This window comes from Luteococcus sediminum (genome assembly GCF_054783495.1).
In genome coordinates, this window is sequence record NZ_BAAGQL010000012.1 from 65,272 (window position 1) to 81,258 (window position 15,987).

The following is a 15,987-nucleotide window of genomic DNA, read 5'->3' on the forward strand; positions in this document are numbered from 1 at the left end:
TGTTCCTCTGGCACCGCAAAATAGTGTCACGATGTGCCCATGGAAAGCACTGACCAGAAGATCTTGGCGCTCCTTGCGGCAGATGGACGGATCTCCTACACCGACATCGGGCGGGAGACGGGACTGTCCACCTCGGCGGCACAGCAGCGGGTCAGGCGGCTGGAACAGCGGGGGATCATCTCGGGCTACCGAGCCGTGGTGAACCCGGAGACGCTGGGACGCACGCTCACGGCCTTCATCTCCATCCGGCCCCTGGTGCCGGAGCAGGACGAGGAGGTGCCGGGGCTGCTCGACGCCATGCCCGAGATCCTGTCGTGCTTCTCGGTCGCCGGAGACGCCTCCTACCTGATCGAGGCCCAGGTGGGCACCCCGGCCGAGCTGGACGCGCTGCTGACCCGCATCCGCATGACGGCCAATGTCACCACCCAGACGACCATCGTGCTCACCACGATCTTCCGGGACCGCCAGGTACTGGAGCCCAGCGGAGAGTGAGCACAGTCAGCAGCACCCCGATGACGGCCCGCACCCGCTGGGTGCAGCGCGCACAGTTCCTGACCTCTGGGGCGGTGCTCGCCATGGGTTGGCAGTCGGCACTGCTGTGGCCGGCGACCCTGCTGGGGCTGGCCTTCCTGTGTCGCCTGCTGGTGTCGCTGGAGCCGCGCCAGCCGCTGCGCAGCGCCGCGGCCCTGGGCTGGTGGGCCGGCCTGGGACAGGGAGTGGTGGCCCTCAGCTGGGTGTACGCCATCGGCTGGTACGTCATGCCGCCACTGCTGGCCCTGATGGCCTGCTGGACAGCCCTGCTCGCGCTGGTCGTGCACACCACCCATCGGTGGACCCGTTCCCCGTGGCTGCTCGCGGGCGTGACGGCCTGTGCCTGGTCACTGGTGGAGTACGGCGCCGCCCGCATCCCCTTCGGGGGCTTCGGCTGGCTGCGCCTGGGATATGCCATGGTGGACTCGCCGCTGTCCGGGCTGCTGCCCCTGGCCGGTGTCGCCGGACTGGGCTGGGCCACGGCGCTGTTGGGCTCACTGCTGGGCCTGGTGGCCTCGCGCCACCCCCGAGCGCTTCCGATCCTGTCGTGGCTCGCACTGACGGCGAGCCTGTTGCTGGCCTCCGGCGCCGGCGGGCGCGTCGCCCCCGGTGAGGTCGTCGCAACGGCCCCGGTGCACGTCGGGATGGTGCAGGGCAACCTCGACGGATCCGGCGGACCCGAGGCGATGGGCTATGCCCGATCGGTGACCGACAACCACGTCAGCCAGACGGTGGCGCTGATGGCGCGCTCCCGAGCCGGGATCGACCCGGTGCCCGACTTCGTGCTGTGGCCGGAGAACTCCACCGACGTCGACCCCACCCGGGACGCGCAGACCCGTGAGCTGATCACCCGGGCCTCCTCGGTGGCTGGGCGTCCGATCCTGGTGGGGGCGGTGATGGCCGGCCCCGGGGAGGACGAGCGCCAGACCAGCGCCCTGTGGTGGACACCCGAGGGTCGGATGGAGGCCCGCTACGACAAGCGCAACCTGGTCCCCTTCGGTGAGTGGATTCCGCTGCGCCGCCAGCTGTTGCCGGTGCTGCCGGTGCTGGAGCAGGTCGGTGCCCAGTCCGTGCCGGGCACCACCCCCGGCGTGATGGCCGTCGAGCTGCCCGACGGCCGGCCCCTCGTGCTGGGAGACGTGGTCTGCTTCGAGCTGGCCTGGGACCGTACCGTTCACGACACGGTGCGCCACGGTGCCCAGGTGCTGGTCTCGCAGTCGAACCTGGGCACCTACACCGGCACCGCCCAGCCGCGCCAGCAGTACACGATCACCCGGGCGCGGGCGATGGAGATGCGACGCGAGGTGGTGGTGGCGACCACCAATTCCTATTCCGGGCTGGTGCTGCCCGATGGCAGCGTCGAGGGACTGACCGTGCCGCGCACCGCGGCGGCCCAGACCTTCACGGTGCCGATGCGTCAGGGACTGACCCCGGCGATGCGCCTGGCGGGGCCGTTGGAGGCCGTGGCGGCTGCCTTGGCAGCGGCATCGGCCCTTGCGGGATTGGGGTGGAGCCCCCGGAGGCGTGGCCGGGCCACTGGCTAGACTGGCCTGACCGCGCACAGGAGTGCGCCCCGGGCACCCGATGGGGGACAAGACATGGTTGATCGCAGCGAGCCGACGGACAAGGTCCTGGTCGTCATCCCGACCTACAACGAGGCCGAGAACATCGAGCCCATCGTCACCAGGCTGCGCGCCGCAGTGCCGGACGCGCACGTGCTGGTGGCCGACGACAACTCTCCCGACGGCACCGGTGCGATCGCCGACCGCCTGCACGAGGCACACCCGGAGCACGTGCACGTCCTGCACCGCAAGGGCAAGCAGGGGCTGGGTGCTGCCTACCTGGCCGGTTTCCACTGGGGACTGGACCGCGGCTACAACGTGCTGGTCGAGCAGGACGCCGACGGCTCCCACCAGCCCGAGCAGCTGCCCGCCATCCTGGCCGCCCTGGAGGATGCCGACATGGTCAAGGGCTCGCGCTATGTCAAGGGCGGCTCGGTGGTGAACTGGCCGGCCAGCCGCCTGCTGATCAGCCGTGGCGGGTCGATCTGGACGCGCCTGTGCACCGGTATGGACGTCAAGGACATCACCGGCGGCTTCAACGCTTTCCGCGCCTCGACGCTGCGCACCATCAACCTGGACGAGATCGCCAGCGCCGGTTACTGCTTCCAGCTCGACCTCGCCTGGCGTGTCGACCGCGCCGGACTGAAGATCGCCGAGGTGCCGATCCAGTTCATCGAGCGTGAGCGCGGTGAGTCGAAGATGAGCAAGGACATCGTCACCGAGGCGCTGATCCGCACCACGCTGTGGGGCGTGGAGTACCGCGCCCAGCAGGTGGCCGGCGCCGCACGGCGCCTGGCCGACAAGGTCGGGAAGGGCTGAGCATGGCCCCGGCTCGTCGACGCAACTCGTGGGCGGGGCCGCTGCTGGCGGCCTTGGTGATCGGCGTCCCGCTGCTCGAGGTGTGGATCCTGTTGCGGGTTGGCCGGGCCATCGGGGGCCTGCCGACCATCGCCCTGCTCGTCGCCGAGGCCGCCATCGGCGCCTGGCTGATGCGCCGGGAGGGTTCCCGGGCCTGGAAGGCGCTGGGCGAGACCATCGGCAGCGGCAGGATGCCGGCCACCGAGCTCACCGACGCCGCCCTGGTGCTGGTGGGTGGTCTGCTGCTGATGCTGCCCGGTTTCGCCACCGACATCGTCGGTTTCGTCTTCCTGTTGCCCTTCACCCGGCCCCTGGGGCGTCGCCTGGTCGGTGTCTTCGCCGCCCGCCAGGTGGCGCGTACCGGTCTGGAGATGGGCCTGGCCCGGGCCCGGCAGGAGCCCGGCATGACCATCGATGGGGAAGTGGTCGACGCCGGTGGCGCGACGGCTGCTCCGCACCAGCCCGGGCCACGACGCACTGGTGACGAGCAGGAGCCCCCGGCCATCACCGGCACCGTCCTGTGACCGGGCTTGGCCTGCCGGCCAGCCACTGCCTGCGAGCACAATGACTTCGGGCCCGACACCGTGCGGTGTCGGGCCCGAAGCGGTTCGTGGCGTGGGGTCACTGGTCCTTGCGCAGGATCTCCAGCCGCTCCTCCAGGAGCACTTCCAACTCCTCGATGCTGCGACGTTCACGCAGCATGTCCCAGTGGGTGCGCACCGGCTTGACGGCCTTCTCCTCCGGAGGGGTGCCGTCGGAGCGCAGGCTGTTCGCGCCGCAGCGGGGGCACTCCCACTCCGCGGGGAGGTCGGCCTCCATGGCGAAGGTCACCTCGAAGTGGTGCTCGTTCTCGCAGTCGAAGCCAACGGTCTGGCGCGCTGCGAACTCGATGCCCTCTTCGTCCTCGAAGCTCTTGGCTCCCAGGCCCATGCCTCTGAGTGCTCGATCTGCCATCGTCAGTCCCTTCGTGGTGGTACTCGGCTCAACGGATCGGGGCCTGGTTTTGTTCCCCGTGCTGGCCCTGGTCCTGGTCGTGCACGGGCTGGCGCCCGTGCCACAGCCCCCGCTGCTGCAGTACCCGGCGCAGGACGTCGACGGCGTCGGTGACGATCCCGTCGACGCCCAGGTCGATCAATCGCTCCATCCGGTCGGCCTCGTTCACCGTCCAGACATGAACAACCTTGCCATGTCCATGGGCTAGGTCAAGCAGTTGTGGCGTCACCAGACGTACCTGCCGTCCCGCGATCCGATGGGTCTCCGGGATCTGGAGTGCGAGACCGGGGCCGGCGAGGAATCGGTTGAGCCAGGGCAGACGCGTCACCGCCACGCCGAGTGGTCCCATCGAGGTCGCCGCCCGTCCTGCCGACAGACGCCGGAAGCGTGCCAGGCGCTGCTGGCCGAAGGAACCGACGCAGACCCGGTCCCAGGCGCGGTGTGCCTCCAGCATCCTCGCCAGCGGTTCGACGGCGCCGGGGGCTTTGATGTCGATGTTGATGAAGCTGTCGGGGAAGTGGTCCAGCACCTCGTCCAGGGTCGGCACCTGCAGTGTTCCGTTGATCCGCGCCCGGCGCACCTCGGCCAGGCAAAGCTCCGCGATGGCGCCGGTGCGGTCGCTGACCCGGTCGAGCACCTCGTCGTGGAAGGCCACCAGGCGCCCGTCCGCCGTGGCGTGGACATCGGTCTCCAGATGGGTGTAGCCCAGCTCGGTGGCCCGTGCGAAGGCCTCCAGCGTGTTCTCCCGGCTCACGTCGCCGCCAGGCAGGGCGCCGCCGCGGTGGGCCAGGGCAGTGAAGAGCTGGGCGAAATAGGCGTGGTCTCGTGCTCGCACCCGGCCAGCCTAGCCACGCGACTGCGCGGCCCGGGTGCGCCGCAAAGGGCTCAGCGCTGGATCAGCGGGATGCGCTCCAGCAGCACGGTGATCCGTTCCGGCATCCACGGCGGGATCCCATACCATGCGGCGATCGTGTACCAGGTGGCCAGCACGGCCAGCACCGTGGCGAGGGTCAGCCAGCGCTTGGTCCCGGTCGGCAGGGCCGCGAAGCGCTCGAACTGGCGCCGGAACCACAGCATCACTCCATGCGCCCAGACGAACTCGCTGGACAGCACGAGCAGTCCCAGCATGAACAGGGGGATCCCGCCCGGCCCGGGAAGCCATCCGGTCAGCATGGCACCGAGCATCATCAACCCACCGACGAGGGCGACGCCCAGCCGGTACCAGAAGTAGGCGACCGGATTGGCCCGCACACGCCCACGCCAGGCCCAGCGTTCCCTCGGCCACTCATGGGCCGGGCGCAACCGGCGCGCCGGCTCGGTGGTGGTCGATTCCTGCATGGGGCAAGCTTGCCAGAGCCGACGACCCCCTCCCAACGGCCCCAGGGTGGAGCCGGTCTGCCCCCACAGGGGCAGAACAGTCCTCCAGGAGTGTGCCGCCAGCAGGAGTCGAGGGGCCGCAGGTGGCAGAATCACACCGGTGACCACCATCCTCTCCATCCAGTCAGCCGTCGCCTACGGGCATGCGGGCAATTCGGCCGCCGTCTTCCCCCTGCAGCGCATGGGCGTGGAAGTGTGGCCCGTACTGACGGTCAACTTCAGCAACCACACCGGTTACGGCGACTGGCGCGGACCCCTGATCCCGGCAGACCAGGTGCGCGAGGTGGTCCACGGCATCGACGACAGGGGAGTGGTCGACCAGGTCGATGCCCTGCTCACCGGCTACCAGGGTGGAGCCGACGTGGGGGCCGTCATCCTCGAGACCGCCGAGCTGGTCAAGCGCCGCAACCCTGCGGCCATCTACTGCTGCGACCCGGTGATGGGCGACGTCGGTCGCGGCTTCTACTGCCTGCCCGGCATCCCGGAGTTCATGCGCGACCAGGTGCTGCCCCAGGCCGACGTGCTCACCCCGAACCTGTTCGAGCTCGAGTTCCTGGCCGGACGGGAGACCTCGGGACTGGACGACGTGGTCGCGGCCGCCCACGACGTGCGCGCCCGTGGACCGCAGACGGTCCTGGTGACCTCGGTCACCGACCCGGGCAGCAGCCAGGACGTGATGCGCATGGTCGCAGTCACCGCCGACGGGGCGTGGAAGGTGGAGACGCCGATGATCGAGCGCGCCTTCACCGGGTCGGGTGATGTCACCACGGCCTGCTTCCTCGCCCACCTGCTGCGCACCGGATCGGCCCAGCAGGCGCTGTCCGCCACGGCCTCGATCGTCTACTCGCTGCTGCGTGCCACCGCGGACTCCGGCCGGGAGGAGCTCGCCCTGGTCTCCAGCCAGGACTGCTTCACCACACCGCAGCACACCTTCCGGGCGGTGCCGGTCTGAGTCAGCATCCGCGGCCGCGGTCTGGGCCGGCTCGCGGGGCAGCGGAAAGGACCACGATGCAGTACCCCGGACATGCAGTGCTGCAGCTCCCGGTGCCGGCGCTCGAGGACTTCGTGCGCTCCCGCACCGACCACTACGACCCGGGCTTCCTCGGGACCAGCGATGTGGCCGACACGGACTTCGTCCATGCCCACATCACCGTGCTGGCTCCCTTCGCCAGCCTGCCCGACCTGGCGCTGGTCGCCGAAGGCCTGTTCGGGACGGCACCTTTCGAGGTCACCTTGGGCACAGCCGAGCTCTTCCCCAACGGCCTGGTGCACAGCCGCCCCGAACCCGAGGATGCCCTGCGCGCGCTGACGGCAAGGATGTGCACGCTCTTCCCGGATGTGGTGCCCTACGGCGGTCTCCACCGCCCGGTGCCCCACCTGACCCTCGACGCGCTCGGTCCCGGGGTCAGTCTTGCCAGTGTCCGGGAATGGACGAGCCGGGTGCTGCCCTGCTCGTCCAGGATCGAGGCCGTCGACCTCGTCTGGTACGAGTCGGGCAACACCCGGCTCTGCCACCGGTGGTGGCTGTCGACCTGAACCTTCGCCATGACGAAGGTCCAGGCCGGACGCATCACTCGTGGAAGACCTCGATGTGGGCGCCCAGCTTGTTCAGGCGCATCGGCAGATCCTCATAGCCGCGGTTGATCACGTAGACATCGCGCAGGACCGTCTCGCCGCGGGCGGCCAGCGCGGCCAGCAGCAGGCAGACGGCCGGGCGCAGGGCCGGCGGGCACACGAGGTCACGTCCACGCCAGCGGGTGGGCCCGGCCACGATCAGGCGGTGCGGATCGAGCAGCTGCACGTTGGCGCCCAGTTTGTTCAGCTCCAACAGGTGGATGGCCCGGTTCTCGTAGACCCAGTCGTGGATCAGCGACTGGCCCTCGGCCTGGGCGGCGATGACCGCGAAGAAGGGCAGGTTGTCGATGTTGAGGCCGGGGAAGGGCAGCGGGTGGATCTTGTCCTGCGGCGCCTTCAGCTGGCACGGGTGCACCGTGATGTCCACCAATCGGGTGAACTGGTTGCGGCTGGGGTACTCCTCGCTCATCGTGTACTTCAGGCCCATCTCCTCCAGGATCGCCAGCTCGATCTCCAGGAACTCGATGGGGCAACGCTGCACGGTCAGCTCGCTGTCGGTGACGATCGCCGCGGTCAGCAGGCTCATCGCCTCGATCGGGTCCTCGCTGATGTCGCACTCGACGTCGACGTCGATGTGCTCCACGCCCGTGACCTTGAGCGTGGTGGTGCCGATGCCGTCGATCTGGACGCCGAGCATCTGCAGGAAGACGCACAGGTCCTGGACCATGTAGTTGGGCGAGGCATTGCGCAGCACCGTCAGGCCCGGGGTCTGGGCGGCGGCCAGCAGCGCATTCTCGGTGACGGTGTCACCGCGTTCGGTGAGCGTGATGTGGCGCACCTGGTTGACGCTGGCGGTGTCCACGTCGGCCTGGTAGTAGCCCTCGGTGGCCTCCACCTCGAGCCCGAAGGGTCGTAGCACCTGCAGGTGGGGCTCGATGGTGCGCGCGCCCAGGTTGCAGCCTCCGGCATAGGGCAGCTGGAAGCTCGGGTGCTGGCGCAGCAGCGGCCCCATGAACATGATGATGCTGCGGGTGCGACGAGCCGCGGTCACGTCCATCGCGGCCAGGTCGAGGTCGGCCGGGCGGCGCAGCGTCAGGTCGGTGTGCTCGTCATTCCAGGTGGCCTCCACGCCGATGCTGGTGAGCACTTCGAGCAGCCGGTTGACCTCCTCGATGCGGGCTATCCCGCGCAGGACTGTCTTGCCCCGGTTGATCAGGCTGCCGCACAGCAGCGCGACGGCCGCATTCTTGCTGGAGCGCACGTCGATCGAGCCCGACAGGGCGCCGCCGCCCTGGACACGAAAGTTCATCGTCCCGGTGGTCGCCGGCGTGATCAGCGGGGACTCGAGGGCCTCGGCGATGCGGTTGATCATGTCGAGGCTCAGGTTCTGGTTGCCGGCCTCGATGCGGTGCACTGCGCTCTGGGAGGTGTTCAGCACGTCGGCCAGCTGGTGTTGCGTCAGGCCGCGCTGCTTGCGCGCGTCGCGGATCAGTCTGCCGATGGATGCGGGAGTCGTCTCTGTCACACCAGTCAGGATAACTCACAACTGAGATAATTCAATCGCGCGTTACCCGGAGTTTCCTGCCGAGTCGACGGAGGTGCCCAGTCCCGCCGCCGGATACCCACTGTTCATGCGAACGTCAACGACACGGCGTCGTACTGGCGGAGTTGGCCTCGCTAGCGTCGAGGCGACGCGACGCACCGGTCGCCGCGCATCCCCCCTGAGGAAGCAGCATGCCTCGTACCTTTCGTCTCGCCGCGGCCGCCGTCGCCGTGGCAACCCTTGGCGCCAGCGCCGCAGCAGGCGTCGCCACAGCACAGCACAATGCCCAACGCGGAAGTGACCAGCGCGAGATCCGCAATGCCATCTACCTGTTGGGCGACGGCATGGGCCGCACCCATGTGACAGCCGCCCGCGAGCGCTACTACGGCGCCGACGGCAAGCTCGTGATGGAGACCATGCCCCATGTCGGGCAGAACCGCACCTACTCCATCGAACCCAACTCCGGCCAGCCCGGCGAGCCGGACTTCGTGCCCAACTACGTCACCGACTCCGCCTCGGCCGCCACCGCATGGACCACCGGCCAGAAGACCTACAACGCCGCCCTGGCCGTCGACGGCAAGGGCAAGTCCCAAGCCACGGTGATGGAGCTGGCCAAGAAGGCCGGCTACCGCACCGGCAATGTCTCCACCGCCGAGATCACCGACGCCACCCCGGCCGGCCAGATGAGCCACGTGCTCATGCGCGGCTGCCAGGGCCCCGAATACTCCGCCAAGGCCTGCCAGAACACCGAGGTGACCGGCACCGAACTGCCCACCACCGACCTGCGGGTCACCCCGGTCGCCGACCAGATCGCCCGCAACAACACTGCTGATGTCATCATGGGCGGCGGCCTGTCGCGCTTCGACGCCGCCGACGAGAAGGCCCTCAAGGACAACGGCTACACCGTGCTCGGCTCCCCGGCCGCCCAGCGCGTGGCCACCGAGGCCGACATGAACCGCGTGAAGACCTCGCGCCGCGGCCCCCAGAAGAAGGTCTTCGCCCTGTACAACAAGGGCAACCTGACCATCGAGAAGTCCAAGCGCGAGAACCCCACCGCCCCCGGGGCCAAGGAGCCCACCGTCGCGGAGATGACCCGCAAGTCGATTGAGCTGCTCGACAGCAAGAAGGGCAAGAAGGGCTTCTACCTCCAGGTGGAGGGTGCCCTGATCGACAAGCGTTCGCACGCCAATGACGCCGCCCAGACGCTGGAGGAGACCAAGGCCTTCGACGAGGCCGTGCGCGTGGCGCTCGACTTCGCCAAGCGCGACAAGCACACCCTGGTGATCGTGACCGCCGACCACGAGTGCGCCGGTTTCAACATCATCGAGAAGGGCACCTACACCAACGCCGAGGCCGCCACCCCGCCGGCCAATGTTGACTCCGGCAACCCGGCCAACAACTCCGTCCCCAGCCGGGCCAAGGGCGGTGCACTCGACCCCAAGCGCTCCAGCGGCATCATCAACGGCGCCGGCAAGGACGATGCGGCCAACTTCGGCCCCGCCACCTTCCGCACCCCCGACGACGCCGCCGGTGTCGCCGACGGCACCCCCGAGGCCAGCCTGTGGCTGAGCTACCTCTCGGGCAACCACACCGGCGCCGACGTCCCCGTCTACGGCTACGGCCCCGGATCGTCCAAGGTCTCTGGCTCGATCGAGAACACCGACCTGTTCGGCATCGTCGGTGGGGCCCTCGGCGTCGTCCGCTGACCGAACCCCACCCTTGGCTGCCGGGCGCCCAGTCCATGCCGACCACGCGCGCCCGGCAGCCTGCCGTTTCCCACACGCCGATCCACCACCAGCGCTGGGCGACGCACATCGCGCTGGCCAGCCGGAGAACCCATGACCGCACGCACCATCCGCCCCTTGCTCGCCATTCCCGCCGTCCTCTGCTGCCTGGCCCTGGCCGGGTGCGGCACCACGGATGCGCCCGACCCTGCCCAGGCGATCGCCAGCTCCCTGCCCGGCCTGGCCGCCCCCAGCGGCGACCCGACTGTCCCTGCCATGGCGACGGCCAGCCCGCCACCGGGACACGTGGTCCAGGTCCACGGCCCCTTCGACGACCGCCTCACCCTGGACCGGCTCGGCTTCGACGGCCACCAGGTCTCCGGTCGCGTGACAATCACCAGCGACGTCTCCGAGCTGCTGGAGCTCCAGGTGCTCGCCGGCTTCCACGACGCCGACGGACGGCTTCTCGGCACCGCTCGCTTCACCCACCACCTTGGCGGCGCCCACGACCACGGCGGCGGGGAAGAGGAGAGCCCGGCAGCCCCGGTCAGCAATGCCCAGCCCACCGAGGAGTTCACGATCGCCGTTCCCGAGGGGCTGCGTGGACGCGCCCGCTCGGCCACGGTGGCTGTCCCCGTCCTGGTGAACGAGTGAGTCGACCGGGTGCCCTACAGTGGTTTCCATGAGCTCTCACTTTGACGTCGTCGTCCTTGGCGCGGGCCCCGGTGGGTACGTGGCCGCCATTCGCGCCGCCCAGCTGGGCAAGAAGGTTGCCATCATCGAGAAGGAGTACTGGGGCGGGGTCTGCCTCAACGTGGGCTGCATCCCCACCAAGTCGCTCCTGCGCAATGCCGAGGTCGTGAACCTGGTCACCCGCGAGGCCGACAAGTTCGGCCTGTCCGGTGATGTGACCGCCGACTACGGCAAGGCCTTCAGCCGTTCCCGCCAGGTCAGCGACCGCATGGTCAACGGCATCCACTTCCTGATGAAGAAGAACAAGATCCAGGAGTTCTCCGGCTGGGGCACCTTCACCGACGCGAAGACCATCAGCGTCGCCAAGGAGGACGGCTCCACCGAGGACGTCACCTTCGACTCCTGCATCATCGCCGTCGGCGCCACCACCAAGCTGCTGCCCGGCACCGAGCTGAGCCAGAACGTGGTGACCTACAAGGAGCAGATCCTCGCCGACAACCTGCCCAAGAGCATCATCATCGGCGGCTCGGGCGCCATCGGCACCGAGTTCGCCTACGTGCTCAACAGCTATGGCGTCGACGTCACCATCGTCGAGTTCCTGGACCGCCAGGTGCCCGCCGAGGACAAGGACGTCTCCGCCGAACTGCAGAAGGCCTACAAGAAGCTCGGCATCAAGGTCCTCACCGGCACCGCCGTCAAGGGCGTCGAGGACACCGGCTCCGGCGTCAAGGTCACCGTCGCCCCCGCCAAGGGTGGCGACGAGAAGGTGCTCGAGGCCGACAAGTTCCTCCAGGCCATGGGCTTCGCCCCGCGCACCGAGGGCTTCGGCCTCGACAAGACCGGTGTCCAGCTCACCGATCGCGGCGCCATCGCCATCGACGACTTCATGCGCACCAATGTCGACGGCATCTATGCCATCGGCGACTGCACCGGCCGCATGATGCTCGCCCACGTGGCCGAGGCCCAGGGCGTCGTCGCCGCCGAGACCATCGCCGGCGCCGAGACCTTCCCGGTCAACTACGACTTCATCCCGCGCGCCACCTACTGCCAGCCGCAGATCGGTTCCATGGGCTACTCGGAGCAGCAGGCCAAGGACAAGGGCTACGAGGTCAAGGTCGGCAAGTTCCCCTTCACCGCCAACGGCAAGGCCTGGGGCCTGGGCGAGGCCGTCGGCTTCGTCAAGCTCGTCGCCGACGCCAAGACCAACGAGATCCTCGGCGCCCACATGATCGGCCCCGAGGTCACCGAGCTGCTGCCGCAGTTCGTCCTGGCCCAGCAGTACGACCTGCGCGCCGATGAGATCGGCCGCACCGTGCACGCCCACCCGACCCTGTCGGAGGCCATGAAGGAGGCCGCCGAGGGCGTCGTCGGCCACATGATCAACTTCTGATCCCACGCCAGGCGCACTCCTGGACGAAATCAGCGGGCCCCGCAAGCACCAGCTCGCGGGGCCCTCTTCGTCATGCGTGAACCACGCGTGGCGGGCAGGGCGCCCACCCGTGCGAATGGGCTAGCTTGCAAGGCATGCAGCACAACCACCTTCCCCACCCCACCCGACGCCTGCTGCTCGGGGCTGGCCTGGCCGGTCTTGGGCTCGGCGTCACCGGATGCAGCAACCAGACCGGCAGCACTCCCGGCAGCACGAGCTCCGCCCCCGCGAGCGCGACCCCGACTCCCACCCCGACTCCCACACCGACGCCCACACCGACGCCCCCGCCGACCCTGCCCCGCGGGGGACGCACGATCTTCCCCAAGTACCGCCTGTTCGGCTACTCCGGAGCCCCGGGCGCCCCAGGCCAGGGCCGCCTGGGCATCGGGGACCTCGACGAGCGCGTCGTCGAGATGGAGAAGCGCGCCGCGCCCTATGCCAAGGGCCGCACCATCATGCCCATCCTGGAACTCATCGCCACCACCGTGCACGGCAGCCCCGGCAAGGACGGGATGTACCGCTCGCGCATCGACGACGAGGTCATCGAGGAGTGGCTGGCCTGCGCCCGCCGCCACAAGGCGATGCTGCTGCTCAACATCCAGCCCGGACGGGCCAACTTCCCCGACGAGGTCAAGGCCTACGAGAAGTGGCTGCGCCACCCCGAGGTGGGCCTGGCACTGGACCCCGAGTGGCGTATGGGCCCCGACGAGGTGCCGATGCGCACCTTCGGCCACGTCACTGCGGCAGAACTCAACGAGTGCGCCACCTGGCTGGCCGCGCTGGTCGCCAGGCACCGCCTCCCCGAGAAGGTCATGCTCTACCACCAGCTCAACCCCGGCGTGGTCAGCGGCGAGTCCACGCTCAAGGTCCACAAGGGCGTGGTGATGATCAAGTCCGTCGACGGGATCGGCTCCCCGGGTGCCAAGACCGACACCTGGAAGCGCGTGGTGGCAAGCCTTCCCAAGCACGTCCACCCCGGTTTCAAGCTCTTCTACTCCGAGGACGTCGAGACCGGTGGCCGGCTGATGACGCCGGCCGAGGTGATGGCCCTCAAGCCGACCCCCGAATACATCCTGTTCGAATGATGTTCGAATGAGTCAGAAGAGCACTCCGCCGGTGCACCCGGTGCTGGTCGCCAACCCGACCGCATCGGGTCACGACCGTGCCCGGGCACTGCTGCAGCAGCAGGCGCGGACCGCCCAGTGGCCGCCCATCCGCGAGATCCCCACCACCCCGCACGACTTCGGCGCCGCCATGACCCGCCAGGCCCTGGCGGAGGGAGCCGACCTCGTCATCGTCGGCGGGGGAGACGGAACGGTCCGCACCGTCGCAGGCGAACTGGCCGGCACCGGCGTATCCCTGGCGGTCCTCCCGCTCGGCACGGCCAACATCTTCGCCCGCAACCTGGGACTGCGACCCCACCGGATCGCGCAGGCTGTCGAGGTCGCGGTGCACGGGAACACTCGCACCATCGACCTGGGCCAGGTGCACCTGGACGGGGACGACCACCCACAGCCCTTCCTCGTCATGGCCGGCGTCGGCCACGACGCGGACACCATCGACCAGCTGTCCCCAGGACTCAAGAAGACCCTCGGCTGGCCGGCCTACCTCGAGGCCGGGATCAGGCACCTGTGGGACAGGCCGATCACCATGACCGTCAGCGCAGACGGCGGCCCGGCCGAGCAGGGCAAGTACTGGAGCCTGCTGCTGGGCAACGCCAGCAGCATCCCCTCAGGACTCAAGGTCTTCCCCGATGCGCGGCTCGATGACGGGGGACTGTCCTTGCTGGCGGTCAGCGCCCCCGCCCTGCACCGGTGGGTGCAGGTGGCGGCCTCGCTGGTCCACCGACGCCTGGGCGGACGGGCGATCCATCGCAGGCGCGTCGCATGGGCCGAGCTGTTGCTCGACGACGCAACCTTGGTCCAGGTGGACGGCGACGTGCACGGACCCGCACGCAGGATCCGGGTCGACCTGTCGCCTGCAGCACTGGCCGTGCGCGCCCCCCAACCTCCACGACGTGTGCTCAGCCGTCGTGACCCGCAGATCCCGCAGGCCCGTACCAGGAAGGACAGCCATGACCAAGCTCAGTGAGCCGTCGAGCATCGAGGTCGAACTCGTCGACGAGATCCTCCAGCACCGCACCCGTCAGGACGACGAGGCAAGGATCCTGCAGTTGGTCGAGGCGATGGACGCCGACCAGCTCAACGACCTGCTGACCGACGAGCGCGCCGACCGGCTCCTGGGGGCGGTGGACAACTACCTGGCGGGTCCTGACAACCAGGACGCGCTCGTCGAGCTGCTCGCCGTGCGACGCGCCCACGAGCTGGACCTGCACGCCCGGGCCAACCTCATCTATGCGCTCCAGACGGGACGGACCAGTCATCACCGCGAGGAGGTGATCGCGGACCTCGTCTGTGCCGTGACGGGATCGGAGCTCACCCACCTCAAGAACATCATCAACCTGCGCGACGACCAGCACGACCTCGAGGGCCTTGTCTTCATCGACATCGACCACGAGGACGTCCGGCAGCGCATCCTGGACCACATCCAGCACCAGGCCGAGAAGCTGCCGGAGGCCAAGATCCTGTCGGACATCGACGACACGATCTTCTGCAAGCTGCACGACAAGCGCTATCCGCGCGGCACCGTCTACCCCGGCGCGCTGGCCTTCCTGGAGGCGCTGGACCGTGGGCCCGACGACGACCCGGCGAGCCTGGGGGACATCACCTTCGTGACCGCACGCCCGATGGACTTCTGGGGTCTGCTGGAGAACCACTCCCGCGCCAGCCTCAAACAGGCCGGCGTTGCCGACCTGTCGGTGATGTCGGGGAGCCTCTTCGCCCTGGTGAGCAAGGACGCCATGGCTGGCAAGAAGGTGGAGAACGTCAGCCACTACATCCAGCTCTACCCGGAATACCGCATGACCTTCATGGGTGACTCGGGACAGGGCGACGTGCTGGTGGGGGAGAAGTTGTGGGATCTCTACCCCGACCGGATGGACGCGGTCTTCATCCACGACGTGGTCGGCACCGGGCAGCAGGAGAGGGACGCGCATGCCCAGCACCACATCTGGTTCCACGACACCTATGTCGGGGCAGCCGGCAAGGCGAAGGAGCTGGGGCTGATCTCCGAGAGCGGTCTGGCCGAGGTGGTCAAGGAAGCCCGCGAGGCACTCGGAACGATCGAGTGGGATGACGACGACCAGCGTCAGCGGGCCGTGGAGCTCTTCGAGCGTGACGAGAAGGCGCTGTCAGGCAACTGAGACGCGGGTGGAGGGGCGCCCCACGCGTGTAGTGTGGCTCTTCGCTCCTGCTGCACGGGTGTCGTGTGGACCTGGAGACACCGGGTTGAACTGGCCTCGAGGCTCTGCTAGAGTTCTTCAGGTCGAAATCGCCAAGAGCGAACGACACCACCACACCTTCCGGCCGGGCAATCGGCGGAGTTAGTGGTGCCCGGTGAGTCTCGAATCGCGGATTTGCTCCACGGAGCGAGATGAACTAGAGTTTAACGAGTTGCCAACGGCAACAGCAGCGAAGGAGTCCAGCATTGTTGGATGAATTCGAGGCAATCTGCTGGAAATCGCGGTTTGACCGCTGAATGGAAAGCAGATAAAGTTTCACGAGTTGCCCCAAGCGGATGTCCTTCGGGATGGATGTGCGGGTCGCACCCGATTCTTGAGAACTCAACAGCGTGTCTAAAGTC

17 protein-coding genes are annotated in these 15,987 nt (G+C 68.7%); 12 read left to right on the forward strand and 5 right to left on the reverse strand.

Annotated elements, in window-relative coordinates; translation table 11 throughout:
* Positions 1-39 precede the first annotated feature (39 nt).
* Genes ACYVKA_RS06685 through ACYVKA_RS06700 form a run of 4 tightly spaced genes read left to right on the forward strand, consistent with a single transcriptional unit; the run spans position 40 to position 3,475 of the window.
* Positions 40-492, forward strand: a complete 453-nt coding sequence (locus ACYVKA_RS06685; protein ID WP_394276166.1) for an Lrp/AsnC family transcriptional regulator — start codon at positions 40-42, stop codon at positions 490-492.
* Complete coding sequence (gene lnt / locus ACYVKA_RS06690) at positions 489-2,075, forward strand: apolipoprotein N-acyltransferase (RefSeq protein ID WP_460704026.1); 1,587 nt, start codon at positions 489-491, stop codon at positions 2,073-2,075. The genes ACYVKA_RS06685 and lnt overlap by 4 nt, the downstream gene beginning before the upstream one ends.
* A gap of 54 nt (positions 2,076-2,129) precedes the next feature.
* Positions 2,130-2,912 carry a polyprenol monophosphomannose synthase gene (locus tag ACYVKA_RS06695; protein WP_460704027.1) on the forward strand — a complete coding sequence of 261 codons (783 nt, stop codon included), beginning with the start codon at positions 2,130-2,132 and terminating at the stop codon, positions 2,910-2,912.
* A 2-nt stretch (positions 2,913-2,914) separates the two neighbouring features.
* Positions 2,915-3,475 carry an FxsA family protein gene (locus ACYVKA_RS06700; protein ID WP_394276163.1) on the forward strand — a complete coding sequence of 187 codons (561 nt, stop codon included), beginning with the start codon at positions 2,915-2,917 and terminating at the stop codon, positions 3,473-3,475.
* 97 nt (positions 3,476-3,572) lie between these two features.
* On the opposite strand, the gene ACYVKA_RS06705 is transcribed toward ACYVKA_RS06700, so the two are convergent.
* The 3 genes from ACYVKA_RS06705 to ACYVKA_RS06715 are packed head-to-tail and all read right to left on the reverse strand — an operon-like array spanning position 3,573 to position 5,282.
* On the reverse strand, positions 3,573-3,905 hold the full coding sequence (locus ACYVKA_RS06705) for an RNA polymerase-binding protein RbpA (RefSeq protein WP_460704029.1): 333 nt from the start codon (positions 3,903-3,905) through the stop codon (positions 3,573-3,575).
* A gap of 28 nt (positions 3,906-3,933) precedes the next feature.
* Positions 3,934-4,779, reverse strand: coding sequence for a glycerophosphodiester phosphodiesterase (locus ACYVKA_RS06710; protein ID WP_460704031.1), 846 nt, complete (start codon positions 4,777-4,779; stop codon positions 3,934-3,936).
* A 50-nt stretch (positions 4,780-4,829) separates the two neighbouring features.
* The gene (locus tag ACYVKA_RS06715) at positions 4,830-5,282 is read right to left on the reverse strand and encodes a PGPGW domain-containing protein (protein WP_460704033.1); all 453 of its coding nucleotides are present in this window, start codon (positions 5,280-5,282) and stop codon (positions 4,830-4,832) included.
* 139 nt (positions 5,283-5,421) lie between these two features.
* Between ACYVKA_RS06715 and pdxY the strand changes: the two genes are divergently transcribed.
* On the forward strand, positions 5,422-6,273 hold the full coding sequence (gene pdxY / locus ACYVKA_RS06720; RefSeq protein WP_460704035.1) for a pyridoxal kinase PdxY: 852 nt from the start codon (positions 5,422-5,424) through the stop codon (positions 6,271-6,273).
* Positions 6,274-6,329: 56 nt separating this feature from the next.
* On the forward strand, positions 6,330-6,857 hold the full coding sequence (locus ACYVKA_RS06725) for a 2'-5' RNA ligase family protein (protein WP_460704037.1): 528 nt from the start codon (positions 6,330-6,332) through the stop codon (positions 6,855-6,857).
* A gap of 34 nt (positions 6,858-6,891) precedes the next feature.
* On the opposite strand, the gene ACYVKA_RS06730 is transcribed toward ACYVKA_RS06725, so the two are convergent.
* Positions 6,892-8,421, reverse strand: a complete 1,530-nt coding sequence (locus ACYVKA_RS06730; RefSeq protein ID WP_460704039.1) for a helix-turn-helix domain-containing protein — start codon at positions 8,419-8,421, stop codon at positions 6,892-6,894.
* Between the two features lie 209 nt (positions 8,422-8,630).
* Between ACYVKA_RS06730 and ACYVKA_RS06735 the strand changes: the two genes are divergently transcribed.
* The 6 genes from ACYVKA_RS06735 to ACYVKA_RS06760 all read left to right on the forward strand — a co-directional run bounded on the left by ACYVKA_RS06735 (position 8,631) and on the right by ACYVKA_RS06760 (position 15,547).
* Positions 8,631-10,145, forward strand: a complete 1,515-nt coding sequence (locus ACYVKA_RS06735; protein WP_460704041.1) for an alkaline phosphatase — start codon at positions 8,631-8,633, stop codon at positions 10,143-10,145.
* 132 nt (positions 10,146-10,277) lie between these two features.
* On the forward strand, positions 10,278-10,817 hold the full coding sequence (locus ACYVKA_RS06740; RefSeq protein WP_460704043.1) for a hypothetical protein: 540 nt from the start codon (positions 10,278-10,280) through the stop codon (positions 10,815-10,817).
* Positions 10,818-10,845: 28 nt separating this feature from the next.
* The gene (lpdA, locus tag ACYVKA_RS06745; RefSeq protein WP_460704045.1) at positions 10,846-12,246 is read left to right on the forward strand and encodes a dihydrolipoyl dehydrogenase; all 1,401 of its coding nucleotides are present in this window, start codon (positions 10,846-10,848) and stop codon (positions 12,244-12,246) included.
* 134 nt (positions 12,247-12,380) lie between these two features.
* Complete coding sequence (locus ACYVKA_RS06750; RefSeq protein WP_460704047.1) at positions 12,381-13,370, forward strand: hypothetical protein; 990 nt, start codon at positions 12,381-12,383, stop codon at positions 13,368-13,370.
* 7 nt (positions 13,371-13,377) lie between these two features.
* The gene (locus ACYVKA_RS06755; protein ID WP_460704049.1) at positions 13,378-14,376 is read left to right on the forward strand and encodes a diacylglycerol/lipid kinase family protein; all 999 of its coding nucleotides are present in this window, start codon (positions 13,378-13,380) and stop codon (positions 14,374-14,376) included.
* On the forward strand, positions 14,360-15,547 hold the full coding sequence (locus tag ACYVKA_RS06760) for a phosphatase domain-containing protein (RefSeq protein WP_394274730.1): 1,188 nt from the start codon (positions 14,360-14,362) through the stop codon (positions 15,545-15,547). Before ACYVKA_RS06755 ends, ACYVKA_RS06760 begins: the two co-directional genes overlap by 17 nt.
* A gap of 235 nt (positions 15,548-15,782) precedes the next feature.
* Here ACYVKA_RS06760 and ACYVKA_RS06765 read toward each other — a convergent pair.
* Positions 15,783-15,987 (reverse strand): hypothetical protein (locus tag ACYVKA_RS06765; protein WP_460704051.1); only part of this gene is annotated, 205 nt, incomplete at its 5' end.

Bases quoted from the DNA above. Each gene is read 5' to 3' on its own strand.
- ACYVKA_RS06705 (WP_460704029.1), bottom strand. From the start codon at position 3,905: ATGGCAGATCGAGCACTCAGAGGCATGGGCCTGGGAGCCAAGAGCTTC.
- ACYVKA_RS06755 (WP_460704049.1), top strand. From the start codon at position 13,378: ATGAGTCAGAAGAGCACTCCGCCGGTGCACCCGGTGCTGGTCGCCAAC.
- lpdA (WP_460704045.1), top strand. From the start codon at position 10,846: ATGAGCTCTCACTTTGACGTCGTCGTCCTTGGCGCGGGCCCCGGTGGG.
- ACYVKA_RS06685 (WP_394276166.1), top strand. From the start codon at position 40: ATGGAAAGCACTGACCAGAAGATCTTGGCGCTCCTTGCGGCAGATGGA.
- ACYVKA_RS06725 (WP_460704037.1), top strand. From the start codon at position 6,330: ATGCAGTACCCCGGACATGCAGTGCTGCAGCTCCCGGTGCCGGCGCTC.
- ACYVKA_RS06695 (WP_460704027.1), top strand. From the start codon at position 2,130: ATGGTTGATCGCAGCGAGCCGACGGACAAGGTCCTGGTCGTCATCCCG.
- ACYVKA_RS06750 (WP_460704047.1), top strand. From the start codon at position 12,381: ATGCAGCACAACCACCTTCCCCACCCCACCCGACGCCTGCTGCTCGGG.
- ACYVKA_RS06735 (WP_460704041.1), top strand. From the start codon at position 8,631: ATGCCTCGTACCTTTCGTCTCGCCGCGGCCGCCGTCGCCGTGGCAACC.
- ACYVKA_RS06740 (WP_460704043.1), top strand. From the start codon at position 10,278: ATGACCGCACGCACCATCCGCCCCTTGCTCGCCATTCCCGCCGTCCTC.
- ACYVKA_RS06700 (WP_394276163.1), top strand. From the start codon at position 2,915: ATGGCCCCGGCTCGTCGACGCAACTCGTGGGCGGGGCCGCTGCTGGCG.
- ACYVKA_RS06715 (WP_460704033.1), bottom strand. From the start codon at position 5,282: ATGCAGGAATCGACCACCACCGAGCCGGCGCGCCGGTTGCGCCCGGCC.
- ACYVKA_RS06760 (WP_394274730.1), top strand. From the start codon at position 14,360: ATGACCAAGCTCAGTGAGCCGTCGAGCATCGAGGTCGAACTCGTCGAC.